Annotated in this window: 13 protein-coding genes; 3 read left to right on the top strand and 10 right to left on the bottom strand. The window is 32.4% G+C overall.

Translation table 11 applies throughout. The features are described from left to right. Positions 1–64 precede the first annotated feature (64 nt). The 3 genes from R9X47_RS27085 to R9X47_RS27075 all read right to left on the bottom strand — a co-directional run bounded on the left by R9X47_RS27085 (position 65) and on the right by R9X47_RS27075 (position 2,470). Positions 65–787, bottom strand: coding sequence for a hypothetical protein (locus R9X47_RS27085; protein WP_432664174.1), 723 nt, complete (start codon positions 785–787; stop codon positions 65–67). Between the two features lie 267 nt (positions 788–1,054). After that, a complete protein-coding gene (locus R9X47_RS27080; protein ID WP_432664173.1) occupies positions 1,055–1,240 on the bottom strand; it encodes a DUF6897 domain-containing protein in 186 nt (61 codons plus the stop codon). 399 nt (positions 1,241–1,639) lie between these two features. Continuing rightward, positions 1,640–2,470, bottom strand: coding sequence for a GNAT family N-acetyltransferase (locus R9X47_RS27075; protein WP_432664172.1), 831 nt, complete (start codon positions 2,468–2,470; stop codon positions 1,640–1,642). A gap of 363 nt (positions 2,471–2,833) precedes the next feature. Here R9X47_RS27075 and R9X47_RS27070 point away from each other — a divergent pair, with 363 nt between their 5' ends. Continuing rightward, positions 2,834–3,058: a hypothetical protein gene (locus R9X47_RS27070; RefSeq protein ID WP_432664171.1), complete on the top strand. Its 225-nt coding sequence runs from the start codon at positions 2,834–2,836 to the stop codon at positions 3,056–3,058. 110 nt (positions 3,059–3,168) lie between these two features. Here the strand turns inward: R9X47_RS27070 and R9X47_RS27065 are convergent, their stop codons facing one another. From R9X47_RS27065 to R9X47_RS27040, 6 genes are all read right to left on the bottom strand, one after another. Next, positions 3,169–3,600, bottom strand: a complete 432-nt coding sequence (locus tag R9X47_RS27065) for an NUDIX hydrolase (RefSeq protein ID WP_432664170.1) — start codon at positions 3,598–3,600, stop codon at positions 3,169–3,171. Between the two features lie 61 nt (positions 3,601–3,661). Further along, positions 3,662–4,297, bottom strand: a complete 636-nt coding sequence (locus R9X47_RS27060) for a CatA-like O-acetyltransferase (protein ID WP_432664169.1) — start codon at positions 4,295–4,297, stop codon at positions 3,662–3,664. 196 nt (positions 4,298–4,493) lie between these two features. Continuing rightward, entirely contained in the window at positions 4,494–5,744 is a 1,251-nt protein-coding gene (sstT, locus tag R9X47_RS27055; protein WP_432664168.1) for a serine/threonine transporter SstT, read from the bottom strand. Positions 5,745–6,011: 267 nt separating this feature from the next. Further along, positions 6,012–6,416 carry a VOC family protein gene (locus tag R9X47_RS27050; RefSeq protein WP_432664167.1) on the bottom strand — a complete coding sequence of 135 codons (405 nt, stop codon included), beginning with the start codon at positions 6,414–6,416 and terminating at the stop codon, positions 6,012–6,014. A gap of 44 nt (positions 6,417–6,460) precedes the next feature. After that, positions 6,461–7,693 carry a glycoside hydrolase family 3 protein gene (locus R9X47_RS27045; RefSeq protein ID WP_432664166.1) on the bottom strand — a complete coding sequence of 411 codons (1,233 nt, stop codon included), beginning with the start codon at positions 7,691–7,693 and terminating at the stop codon, positions 6,461–6,463. A 125-nt stretch (positions 7,694–7,818) separates the two neighbouring features. After that, positions 7,819–8,271, bottom strand: coding sequence for a MarR family winged helix-turn-helix transcriptional regulator (locus R9X47_RS27040; protein ID WP_432664165.1), 453 nt, complete (start codon positions 8,269–8,271; stop codon positions 7,819–7,821). A 216-nt stretch (positions 8,272–8,487) separates the two neighbouring features. On the opposite strand from R9X47_RS27040, the gene R9X47_RS27035 reads away from it, so the two are divergent. Together R9X47_RS27035 and R9X47_RS27030 are read left to right on the top strand one after the other, a co-directional pair. After that, a complete protein-coding gene (locus R9X47_RS27035; protein ID WP_432664164.1) occupies positions 8,488–9,831 on the top strand; it encodes an MATE family efflux transporter in 1,344 nt (447 codons plus the stop codon). Positions 9,832–10,184: 353 nt separating this feature from the next. Then, the gene (locus tag R9X47_RS27030; RefSeq protein WP_432664163.1) at positions 10,185–10,760 is read left to right on the top strand and encodes a helix-turn-helix domain-containing protein; all 576 of its coding nucleotides are present in this window, start codon (positions 10,185–10,187) and stop codon (positions 10,758–10,760) included. A gap of 789 nt (positions 10,761–11,549) precedes the next feature. On the opposite strand, the gene R9X47_RS27025 is transcribed toward R9X47_RS27030, so the two are convergent. Next, positions 11,550–13,883 (bottom strand): copper amine oxidase N-terminal domain-containing protein, encoded by a 2,334-nt coding sequence (locus R9X47_RS27025; protein ID WP_432664162.1) that lies wholly within the window; start codon positions 13,881–13,883, stop codon positions 11,550–11,552. Positions 13,884–14,157: the final 274 nt, after the last annotated feature.

Below are 14,157 nucleotides of genomic sequence, written 5' to 3'. Positions count from 1 at the left end.
TGAGTATATTATTCTAATTCAACTTTTTCTACGATGTTTTTTCTTAAAATGTAACAAGATCCTCTCACTGCTCATTGACTGATTCTCTTATGCTAGTTCTTAGTATGCTCACTATCTCGTTAGGGTCATGGTTCTGATCGGTTGATGCGTGTATAGCCAGCCCTATTGTAATTAATAGTGATAAATATTTCTTGAATTTCATTGTAGCTTTATTGTATAGTTTCCATCCCAATCTCTCTACCCTAGGCATTATATAGTATTTCTCTAAGGTAACCTTAAGCAAAGCGAAGAATATAACGAATAGGACACTCAAATATGCAGAAGTAATGAGATATTCACCTCTATGACTTATTTCAGAAATTATCAAAATTAGTATCAAAGAAATAATAATATCGATGATTGACACAAGAGACGATATAGTTGAGTACATTCTAAATACCCTTTTTATCTGCTTAATTCTTTTTTTATTTATTTTATCTAGTTTTCCGAATTCCGTTAGTATCTTATATTTCCCTTCATAAGACTGTAGTTCATCCTTAATCCTTCCCTCAGTTACTTGTATATAAAAGTCATTGATTTTATCCTGTGCATTTTCAAAAGCCCAATGCATACTGTACCGTTCTCTATCTCTATATACTTCTTCAATTTCATCAAATATTTCATCAGCTTGACTTATATATTCCTTTTCACTATTTATCAACTCTTGGCTATAAAATTGAGGAAAGACTTCTTTTATTATTGTGTTAACAAGTTTTTTAATATTGAATTCATAATTTAATTTCAGCATACTTTAATCTCCTTTAATATTTCAACTTCTTCTTATTATTCTTTCATTTTTAGTTTAGGATTTATACAGTTTCCTTATTTCGGGTATAAAAAAATTGCCCTCCACCTGGAAGAACAATTGGTATGACTAATAAGCTTGAAGATAATTAATTATTTTCCATATTACCTTTGAGCTTACTTTATTTGCTAAGATATATAATGAACAGTTTCATAGACGTATTCTCAGTACTGTTGCCTATATGAATTGTATAAAGTTGCACCTAGTTTACTAGCTTGATCTTATTTTAATGTTCTGTATAAACTCAGAATTTACAAGTTGATTACCTTTTTTAGTTCTAACCTCGATCCATTTTTCATTGACCTCAATTATTTCTCCAACTATACTGATGCCAAATGATCCCGTGGATATATGACAGTTCTTTCCTATGTATTTTTTAATCATCTCATTTGTCATATTAATTACACCTTTTCTTCTCCGTATTTTTAAAAGTACTGCATTTCGTAACGCACGTTGCTGCGGAAAAATAATAAAGAATAGAATAAACAACGGCATATATATCGAAACCCAAGTTGCTGCATTCAAACAAATTTCACCCCTTAGTTACAATCTATACAAGTATGTATTACTTATCATTCCCATATCCTAGAGCTTTTATTGCATCTATAAAACTTTGCCCTTTTTCTCAGACTTTCACTTCATAGAACCCTCCATGATATATATTTGCTCATAGTTTTAGTGCATAAAAAAACAAAGTAGGCTTTATATACTAAAACCTACTTCGACACTAATAACATTTATTCATAGTTCAAGACCTCTTTTACTTTGCATCAAACAACGGACTTCCCATACACCTTATATTTTATTAACCATTATATAATCATCATAGCCTTTAGGACAGTTACCGATAATCATCTTCACCTTATAACCTCTCTTCTCATAAAAGTCTTTCGCTTGAAATGTGCATGTTCCTAAATAGAAATTTTTATAACCTTTCTCTTTAGCTTCCCCCTCAATGAGATCCATTAGTTTTGTAGCAACATCGTTGCCTCTATAGGCTTCATCCACCCACAAAAGAGATACATATAAGTAGTCTTGAATCAGATATCCATAAACACCGCCAACAACTTTTTCTTGATCAAGTGCCACATATTCAATTTCAGTTTTTGATTCATCAATCTTAAACTTTTCATTATACGCTTTTACTTGGTCATCTACAACTTTTGCATAGGTTTCATGTTTTTCTTTCATTACTTTAAGCTCATATGTATGATTAACTGGTACATCGTTCAACTTTTTATTAATCATTATGTGGGACTCATAACCAATTGGCTTGTCTTCTAGTACTCCAAGTACTTCAAAGCCTGTCGACTTAAAATCTTCAATACGGTCACCAATATAGGATTCAACAATTATACCCTCTGTTTTTCCTTTATAAAGTTTATAAAGTTCATTCATCATCGTTATCAATACTTCTTGGTTGTGGTAGGATAGTGCTAGTATGTATACCCAATTCCAGGAAAGTTCAGTGTGACAACCTCCCACTAATTCATCACCATTAAAAACATAAACGTTGACTATCTCAGAAAGTGTGTCTCCCGTAAATTTCTTATTGTATGTAACCAATCCTTTAAGTACATCTTCTTTATATTCTAATTGATTATCCCTTATATAGTTAATATTCATAGCTGCTTTTCCTCCTTAAGAAATTTATTCATCTAAAGATTGAACATTTCGAGTTTTCTACTGGCAATATATTCACTACAAGTATACAGATAGAACAATCCCAAACCTAGCAATTAGTATATTAATTTGACATTCTATCTCAAATTCCTTTGATAATCCTTCGACAAATTATTCTCACTAAATAAAAATAGTCCTCATCATAGCTAAAAACTTTATATTCATGTAATTTTATGGTAGTGTTGTAGTATTACTAGTATAATAAAAGTAAGAACATTTTTCATAATAGACTATAAGAATCCTTGGAAATATTACATAGCTATATCGTTAAAGTCGTTTCCAAGGTATATAAGGAATGTTGATTATATGACAATAATTATTCTTTTCTTTATTATTTTGATATTAATGGGTGCCTTAGCTTTAGGTTTCCTCTTTGTTAGCATCGCCTATTATAACTTTAAAAATGGTGGAAAAAGGTATGATTCCAGAGGTAAGAACTTGGTAAAAAAGGACTTCAAAGTAGGTATAGTTTTAATTGTTGTTTCTTTTACTCTAGTTTATAGGCTTGTTTACTATTTATTATCGCTATAGATAACATCTTAAAAAAACGCAAAAAATGCTTTTAATCACATTCTTTGCGCTTTTAAGATATGGATAGCAGTAACTATAAAGTAATCATGGTTTTTATAATTTCCTATGTATTATAAAAAGTTTAGTATTTCCGCGGGAGCATATTCATCGGACTTTTCTTGAAGCAGTTCTTCCTTACTCCACCACTTCATGCCTTTAAATGTATGCTTTTCATTCTCTGTCATATTACTAAGTGAAATATTCATATCAGCTGTAAAGTTAACTAAATAGTATACCTCATGGCTTATGAAGGCTCCTTTTTTCCCATCTATAGGTACATCTAGGACAAGTGCAGGCTCCCCTTCTATCTTCATATTAATTCCTAACTCTTCATACAGTTCTCTCTCTAGAGCCTCTTCATATTTTTCATTTTCCTCTACTCCACCACCTGGAGTCACCCATAAAACTTTATTCCCGTTAACTTGAGGAAATTCGAATCTTTGTAATAGTATTTTATTTTCTTCATTTATAAACAAAGCTCTTGCACAATTTCTTATTTTCATATTTGTCATCCCCATTCTATTTTTATATATAGACAAATCGCATATCGATATATTAACAGTTTTATAAATATTTTTCAGGGTTATCTAAGATCTCTTGTATAGTATTAAAGTACTGTCCAACGTGTACGCCATCAACAAGTGCGTGATGGGCTTGTACAGATAGAGGTAGCTTTATTCTCCCATTCTCCTCAAAGTATTTCCCCCAGGCGATTCTTGGAATACTGTCTACTGGATTCATCTGAATTGGATGGGTTACACTGGTAAATGAGACCCAAGGAATACTTGTTATGAATATGTAATCATCACGGCCTGGTTCATCTTGCAAGCTTATGTTATTCTTTACCTTTTCTATTTCCTTTGAGGCACTAATCTTAAATTCATTAAACTCATCTACGAACTTTACTGCACAGAAACTAAATACTTCATCTTCACCCATTACTGTGAATGATGGAGTTACGTTTTCGTGTTCAACTACCTTGTCATCCCTTATCCTATATCGAAATTCTTTTATGCTTTTGGCTGTTTTTGTAACTGCATATAGAATTGATATAAAAAAAGGATATTCTTTTTCCTTGATATATTTATAGAAGTTTGTAATATCAAGATTTCCACAAACATTGAAATGTGGGTAATCGAGCTTTCTAAAATGGTTATAATGATTCTTTCTCTTCCAGTTTTCCATATCAATAAATTTCACTTTTACATCACTCTCCAGAAAAATTTTAATATCAAACTAGATACCTAGGTAGAATAACACTTTCTGAATATTACATTATTTACCTTTCACTTTTTCTACATATTCTTCTATTCTCCTGCAACTTTTTTAAGAATCACTAAAAATCAAGCCCTCTATCATAGTTTTATAACTACAACAGAGGGCCTTATTATATATTCTAAGCAGCTTTTCTTTTATTATTAGTAATAACGATTTTCTTTCCTTCTTTTCTCCACTCTGCAAATTCTGAAACAGCAGTGAACAGTGCATCTGTTGAAGAGTTAAGTGCAGTTTCACAAGAGTCTTGGATAACACCTACAACGAAACCTACACCAACTACCTGCATTGCTACGTCATTTGGAATACCAAATAAACTACAAGCAAGAGGAATCAATAGTAATGAACCACCAGCTACTCCAGAAGCTCCACAAGCACTTATAGCTGAAAGTAAGCTTAGGATTAATGCTGTACCAATATCTACGTTAATACCTAGTGTATTAACTGCTGCTAGTGTTAGTACAGAGATTGTAATCGCAGCACCAGCCATATTAACAGTAGCTCCAAGTGGAATTGATACTGAATAGTTATCCTTATCTAAACCTAGTTCTTCACACAGATTCATATTTACTGGAATATTTGCCGCTGAACTACGTGTAAAGAATGCTGTAATACCACTATCCTTTAAGCATTTAAATACCAGTGGATATGGATTTTGGCGAATCATAATAAATGTAATGATTGGATTTACTACAAGTGCCACAAAGCCCATACAACCAACTAATAAAACAAGTAATTTTCCGTAGTCTAGTAAAGCTTCAGTACCATTTGTAGCTATTGTGTCAGCTACTAGCCCCATAATACCAAGTGGTGCAAAGTTGATTACCCATCTTACAATTTGAGATAATGCATCTGAGAAATTGCTAATCATTGTCTTTGTAGTATCAGGTACATTTTTTAGTGCAAGACCGAAAAGTAATGCCCAAGCTAAGATACCAATGTAGTTAGCATTGAAAAGAGCTTTTACTGGATTATCAACCACATTTAGAAGTAATGTTTTTAATACTTCAACAACTCCTCCTGGAGGCGATATACTGTCAATACCTGCTCCAAGTTTTAATGTTACTGGGAAAATAAAGCTTGCTACAACGGCAACAAGTCCTGCTAAAAATGTTCCTAAAAGATACAGACCAACGATTGATTTCATATTGGTTTTTTGTCCACTCTTATGCTGAGATATAGCAGACATTACTAAGAAGAATACCAGTATAGGTGCAACCGCCTTTAATCCACCAACAAATAATGAACCGAAAATTCCGATTGGTTTTGCTACATCAGGAACTAAAATAGCTAAAATAAGACCGGTGATCAAACCTATAATAATTCGTTTGACCAAACTTAATTTGTTCCATTGCTTTAATAAATTTGTCATTTCTTTTTCCCTCCGTCTATACTAAGATGTCTTTTAGCTCAACTCAAATTTTCTCATCTTTCAGAAAGCGTTTTCAGATAACTTGTACCCTTTATGCTCATCAAAATGAGTCCCTTCTAAATTGAGACAACAGTGAAAGTCTATCATAAATGAGACTCAATTTCAAGAACTATTAATTTCCTGTAAAAAACCACCCAATAAGATATGATATCTTAGTGGGCGGTTTTTGTTTACTCTAAAGTTATTCATAGCCTTAGATGTATAGGATTACTTATTGCAGTTCAAGCTCCAATAGAAACCAAATTTATCAATAACTGATCCAAATTTTGCTCCCCAGAATTGATCTTCTAAAGGCATTTGTACCTGACCATCCTTTGCTAACAAATCAAATACACGCTGCTGCTCTCCTTCATCTTCAAATTCAAGGGTTAATGAAACATTGTTTCCTACCTTAAGTGGTTGGTGTTTGTTAGAATCAGAGAAATAAAGCTTGTTTTCACCAAATTCAAGCTGAGCATGAAGAACCTTCTCTTTATCTTCATCAGCTACGGGCATTCCTACTGCATCTTTATAACGTTGTAGAAAAACTATTTCTCCATTTAATACTTCTTTATAGAAATTCAAAGCTTCTTCACAATTGCCAGATAACATCAAATACGCGACTATTTTCATTTGTAAACCTCCTTTATAGGATGTTTACCCAGTTTGAAATAAATTTATTCAATGACCCCTATATCTATTTTCCACAGCAAAATCCTCAATACCGAAGCATCAATCTGTTCAATAGGAATTTCGCCATTGTTTACGGCTGAAATAACAGCAGGAATTTGTGTTTCAAAGTTTGTAGCACATAGCATATCATTACCGCTCAATACAGCCATAACAGCAGCTTCCCTTTCTCCTGTAAATTTACGAATACCATCCATAACAAGGTCATCGGTCATAATAACACCCTTAAACTGCAATTCTTCTCTTAAGATACGATGAACATTTTGAGAAAGTGATGCAGGCTTTTCCTTGTCCATACTGGCAATTATATTATGGGATACCAAAACTGCCCCTGCACCCGCTTCAATCCCTGCTTTAAAGGGTAAAAAATCAGATGTTATAAATGTCGCATAATCACGCATATCATAGGCTATACCCTTATGGGTATCCACGTTATTGCCATAACCGGGAAAATGTTTGAGCACAGCTCCTAGTTTCTCCTTTTTCATGGTTTCAGTAACCACCTGTACATATTCAGAGGTTTCTTTAGCATCCTTACCAAAGGTACGTTTATATATAAAATTATTTTCATCTTCTGATACGTCACAGACTGGAGCCATATTTAAATTAACACCTAAGGATTTCAACAGTTTAGCCTTTTCCTCTGTATCACTGGCGATCAGTTCAAATCCCCCTTCTTTGTATAAACTCTGAGGGGCAGAAAAAGGCGTACTTCTAAATTGAGGGTATTTACTGATCCGATTTACAGTACCCCCTTCTTCATCAACACCTATTATCATTGGTATCTTTGAGGCCTTTTGATAGCTCTGGGTATTTTTCAAAACCTGTTCTCTAGAACTATCTTTAAAATCTTCAGCAAACAAAATGTATCCCCCAAAGTTATATTGAACTATTTTTTCTACTGCCTCTGATTGTGGACAGCGCACAAAGAACATTTGTCCTATTTTATCTTCTAAGGTCATAGTAGATAAAATAGACCTTGCACGTTCTTCTTTTGAGATAGGTTTTGGAAGCGAATCTATTATTTCATAATCTTCATTTTCGTTTCGAGAAATGTTAACATTAGAAATAGAGTTTCCTCCCCCTTCTGTATAAGAGTTGTGTTGATTATTCTTACTTTCACCGATATACTTTCCAGCGTTTCGTCCCCATGATACTAAAAATATAGCTGTCACAGCCAGAAAAATAATACCTAAAACCTTTATTTTTGACTTTTTCATATTAATTCTCCCCGAAATCTTTTTGGCAATTGAATCATCTTGTTAACTTTGTAAACAATCTGAAGAGAATCCAAAACGGATTCTCTTTAAAAGTTTTGTCTATAGTTTAGCACCTTATTTATGCTTCATTTTTGCTCTAACATCTTCCTCGATAGACTTAGCACTAGATTGATAGCTGCTAAGTAGGCATCCTGCTCTGCTTCAGATAGCTTGTCAAGCTGACTATAAATATATTCTGTATGTTCTTTTTGAAATCTATCTGCAAATGAATGTCCCAATTCAGTTAATCTCAGCATGCTCTTGCGTCTATCCTCAACTGATTGTACCTTTTCAATATAGCCCAATTTTATAAGCTTATTTGCAACTGGAGTAAAGGACCCCTTTTCCAACTCTATTTTACGGCTAATTTCACTCATAGTAGAACCGCCTTCATATTTAAGAGTCATAAGTGTTTTTGTGTGGGTGGTATTAAGATCCTTTAACATATCCGATGATACTAGAAAGTTTTCAAAAAAAGTTTCCGTAATCATAGGAAAAATATTAAGGATACTTTGAAGTGTTTTATCCTTTTCTATCACCTTTAATCACCTCTTCTCGTATATCTCAAGATTAACTTTCCCATTTCAACCCCCGCTGAAACGATATAAACTAAAAGTTTTGGTTATATTAATAACATTATAGCAATGAATAACAGAAATGTCAATTAGTTATAAATCTAACTTGTTGACATTTATTTTTCTGTATGTTACTATTTAAATCGTTAGAAATCTAATTACTTTCAGTGAGGTGACAATATGAATAATACATCTAAATTAGGACAAGAGTCTATAACAAAACTTTTAGCACAGTATTCTATACCAGCAATTATAGCTAATATGGTTAATGCCGTTTATAATATAGTGGATAGAATTTATATTGGAAAGTTTGCAGGAGAAAATGCTTTAGCTGGCCTTACGGTTTCTTTTCCCATAATGATATTAATCTTTGCATTTGCTAGTTTAGTTGGTATAGGTGGTACTGCTTTGATTTCAATTAAGCTTGGTGAAAGTGATCAAAAAAGTGCAAATCATATTTTTAGTAATATGCTCAGCATGACAGCTATTGTGGGATTACTGGTAACTATGGGTGGTTATTTGAATCTAGAAGGTCTACTAACACTACTGGGAGCAGATAAGAATATTCTTCCATATTCAACAGACTATATGAATATTGTTTTTATTGGTGTTGTATTTCAACTTGTTTCCTTTGCTCTTGCAAGTGCTGTTAGAACAGAGGGACGGCCTAGATTAGCGATGATATCCATGGTAGCATCTGCTGTAACTAATATAGCCCTGGACTATATCTTTATTGCTATTTGGGGATGGGGGGTTAAAGGAGCCGCTATTGCAACTATTATTGGTCAATTCTCTGGTCTTTTAATATTAGGCATCTATTATTCACAAAGTAAAAGTATTCTTAGAATTATTGCCAAAGACTTAATACCAGACCTTAAATTGATTAAGGATATAGTAAGTATAGGTGCTGCCTCATTTATTACTCCAATCGGCTCTAGTATTGCTATGATACTCCTTAATGTATCATTAGGAAAATACGGTGGCAATGCTGCAATTACAGCAATGGGAGGGGTAAATAGCCTCTATAGTATGTTCATTATGCCCGTTATGGGAATTCAGCAAGGTATGCAGCCTATAATTGGTTATAATCATGGTGCAAATTTGAAAGATAGGGTTAAAAAAACATTAATTATTGGTATGCTTATAGCAGTTTTATTTTCTATAGTGGTATTTATATTATTAGAAGCTTTTCCGGCTATATTTATGCAGCTCTTTATAGACCCAAATTCATCAACTATGTCTATAGCAATTAACGGAGTTCGTTTGTTTAACCTTATGTTACCGCTATTAAGTATTAATTTACTTGGAACAGCCTACTTCCAATCTGTAGCTCAAGTTAAAAAAGCTCTATTTCTCAGTGCTGCAAGACAGTTTATTTTCTTAATTCCTATTGTACTTTTACTACCAAGAGTATTAGGACTCACAGGAGTATGGCTTTCAACACCGATAGCTGATGGGTCAGCAGTACTTGTTACCATTATCATGTTAATTCCAGTATTGAAAGATCGTAAAGAGACACAGTAGTTATTTTCACTATTGACTACTATAAATTCTACTCTTCTTATATTTTTTACAAAAACTATAAGAAACTAGGAAGTTTATGACCTATTTTCTTATAGTTCTATTTTAAATAATAATAAGAGTGTTAATATGACTGGCGAATTCCTGTCATATCAAACAATTGAGGCTATTACTACTTTTCTATTTTTTATAGACTTTTCTTATGATATCTCCTTTAAATAGTCCTATATCAGCTATTACTTCTTTCCTAATTACACCTAGTATTATAATCTTTCTCTTGATTTTTATAGGATTTTTGATACAATTTCCTAAAAAGGTATTATTTTCAATTATTTTACAAGCGAGGAGATGCTATTATGAAATTTGGTGATAAGTTAAAAAAATTGAGAGAAGAAAAGGGGTTAACTCAAACTGAATTAGGTGATATGTTTTCTGTTAGTGAAGCAGCCATATACTTTTGTGAAAATAATAGAAGGCCACCTACTTATTCTTTGTTAAACAAACTTGCTAAATACTTTAAGGTAACTCCACAATACTTATTAGGATACGATGACATTGATAAGACAATTTTAGGTGAACGATTAAAGGATTTAAGAGAAAAATTTTTCTTAACTCAACATGACCTTGGAGGAATAATAAACATTCCGCAAAACACTATTTCGAACTATGAAAAGGGTAAGAGCTTTCCAAGCCTTGAAAATCTTTATTTACTAGCTGATTATTTTGATACATCAATTGACTACTTAGTTGGGAGAACTGGCAGAAAGGAATTAGTATTTGTGGAAGACATAAAACTTCAAGAAATCGGAAAGAAATATCTTGAGGTAGATAATAAATTCACGGAACTGGGTCTTAGCCCAAAAAGAGTCTTAGAAATCATAACTGCTCTTGATAGTGTTGGTTTAATCAACAAAAAAGAAGATGCCTCATGATAATGAATTTCTGAGACACCAAGAGGCTTAATTCATTAGAAATCTCTCTGAGATATCCCCTTTTCTAATTTTATTTGCTGGCATTCTATTATTAATTGTCTTTTATAAAACAACCCATTAATAATTAATCCTTTTTTTGAAACAATATTATATAACTACACCATATTATTGGAGGAATTTTCTTGGGTTGGGTTGTTTTTTCTCTTATTGCTTATATTCTACTATTTATATTAGTTCCATTGAGTGAACATAAAGCTTTATTTCCTTTTGGACTAGTTTCAGTAATTATACTCTATTTAATAGATAGTACCTTAATAAGGCTTGGAGCATTTTCCTATAGCTATGGAATCTCAAGATTATCAGGATTACCTATACTATATTTAATAAGTGGATATGCAGGAGGCATACTTCTTATATATTTTTCACCATCAAAGGAGACATGGAAGTTTTATTATATACTTTTATCCTCAGCAATTTTTCTTATTCTTGAACTCATAATGCATTGGGTTAAATACTTTCACTATCACAATTGGAGTACATTCAACTCCTATTTTCTAAATATTTTTGGTTTTTCTGTAGTTTTGAGCTTCTCAAAGTTTTTGGGGTATCCAAGGAAATGAATTTCCTTTGCTATTTCTTTACTTGCATCGTCATGGTTGTATTGCATCTAGGCTTTAGTGACAGCAATCATTTTACCCATACTTTTAAAATAATATTTTATAAAGCCCCCTAAATAAACACAAGTTCATCTAGGGGGCTTTGTTCTAAAAAGTATACTTATCTTATCTTCTATTCTATAATGTTTGTTGGCTTTTCTATTTTAAGAGACTTACCTATTTCCTCATATTCCGCCTTCGTTTCCGACTTGAAATCCATTTGAATTGTTTTATAAGTACCATGTATTAAATACTTAATTTCTCTAGATTTCATGTCGCCGTTCTTATCAACTAAGTAATTTACTTCTAGATTTTTCAGTTCACAGTCATCCTTCGAAAATCCATAGGGAACAACAGTAGTCTTATCGTGAATAAATCTCTCAAGTGCCGCCTTATTCTCATGGGTGGAATCTATTCTTATTGTAAATTTAGTTCCATCTTCAACCTTTTCTTCTATAATATCATTTATAAATAGGCTTATGCTATTATATATAAATTGAAAATATTTATCGTCATTTTCTAAACCAAATAACATCCAAGAAGCTTCGTAGCCTTCACCGCTCTCCACTTTACGGTATACTTTTTTGTCCATAACTATAAACTCTGATTTATATACCTCTGAGTCACCCGCCGCAATACCCTCATAGCGCGACTTTCTAATTCTGTTTTTAATATCTACTTCATCATAAGTCTGCCCTTGAAAATCATATGAGGCTAAATAATATATCTTTGACTCTATAAGATGTGAATCGTCTCTATCTATGCTTTCTCTATCGTCTACCTTAATATTGTCAACCCTATCGATAAAATTAAATTTTTGTTTAAAGGGCTCATTTTCTAATTTCTTTAAAGCTTGATATAACTTCGGATATTTCTTCTCAAATTCCTTCTGTTCATCTTCAAAATCCCTCTTTACAGCTTCTACCGACAATATATTTATCTCAGATCTTTCAGAATCAATAATTGCCACGCCTCCTAATTCTGATACAACAAATGAGAGAGGTACGTAGTTTACTCCATCTCTTTCTTGAAGGTACAATGGCATTGGCACCTCAAATCCATTTACTAAAGCAAAATCTGTATTCTTTCTTATTATAATATAGGAATTACCCTTTTCAATTTTTATGTCTCCAGTAACTTCATCGACTGAAACTTCAGCTTCTAAAAGCTCGGTTACCTTTTCTACCGGAACTAATATTTTACTATCTACAACGATTGCTTCTAGATCCAAGGATATATCCTTTCCATCTTTTTTCAACTGTAAAGTTTTTAAGTCTATTGACTTTTTTAACTCTTCTTCACCATCACCTGCTATACTAATTTCCAATGGTCTCCCAATGTTTTTGTATTCACCTTTAAGTGTCACTAAGAATTCTACTGTAACCTCTTCATCGGAAACCTCCAAGATTACTGATAAGTCATTATTCTTCAGATTCCCTTCATCATCTATAATATATTCAAGTTTAAAATCCTTTATTTTTATATTAGGTCTTCCATTTGACTCTTTTAGTTGTGTATAGATTGCGTTATCTTCACCTAAAATATCTATTACATCATCAAACTGAATACCATCATCAATTTCAATAGTATATATGGTATCTGTCTTTCTTCTACCTCTTTTAATGTTATCCTTAAATTTCACCAATTCTTTCATCATTTTATCTCTATTAGAAAAGTATTTGTCTTCTTCTAATTCTGCTTTTGTCCAAACCATGCCCTCTACCTTATTTTCCTTTGGCTTTGTGTAAACAATGCCATCTAAAACTATGACTTTAAGTCCATTCTCTTCTTTATCCCATGATTGCTTTATGCTAACTGAAGTATCAGACTCTAATTTTTTATTTAAATAGTCAATTTTAGAATCACTCTTTATGTCGATCCCAAATTCTTGTGTATTTTTAACAAGTTCCTCAAAATATTCTTTATCATTATCATCTGTAATTTTCCAGTTAGCTATCTTCATGCTTATGATGCTGCTCTGCTCAAAGGGCTTTTTCATTATTTTTTCTATTGCTTTATATAATTTTGGATATTTTCTATATAGAGATTTTTCCTCTTTCTCATACTCTCTTTCCATCTGTTCTTCGGATTTTACATGTAGCTTATTGTCCATTTCTATTTCTACGTTCATTGACTTAGTTATAGCTTCCAAAGATACATATACTCTACCGTCAATGACCCTAACTTCTTCATCTAAGTCTACTCTGCTGCCGTTCAATGTCATGTAATTGGAATAGGTATCAATCTTAATCTCTGTATCGTCCTTTATAGCTGTAAATTCTCCTGCGTATCTATTCCATTCTACCTTCGCACCTAGTGCTTCAAACATGTCCTGTGCAGGAATCAATGTAATTCCTCCATCAATACTCGATACCTTACCATCTATATCTATTGTTAAAGAACTATCTGCAAAACTAGAACTTGAACAAAGAATTAGAATTAAAAGTATACTTATTACTCTTTTCATTTTCTCCACCCCTTAATTTGTATTTAGAACCTATTGCTTCATTTATGCATCAATCTATATCACTGCCAAGTCCAGCTATAAGCCCCATATTTAGGAAACTTTTCTAAAAGCATTATACACCTTGTCCATTAATATTTCAATCAGCATGTTTTCCTAATATTATCTAATTTCTTTTATTAAATTAATGGTTTCTTCATAATAAATGAATAACATAGACCTTTATAGCCCGTGTACACCTTAACAATAAATAAATAATTATTCTCAACATCTAAAT

This window comes from Wukongibacter baidiensis (assembly GCF_050888315.1).
In the GTDB taxonomy this organism is placed as follows: domain Bacteria; phylum Bacillota; class Clostridia; order Peptostreptococcales; family Caminicellaceae; genus Wukongibacter; species Wukongibacter baidiensis.
This window is presented reverse-complemented; position numbering and strand designations above follow the sequence as displayed.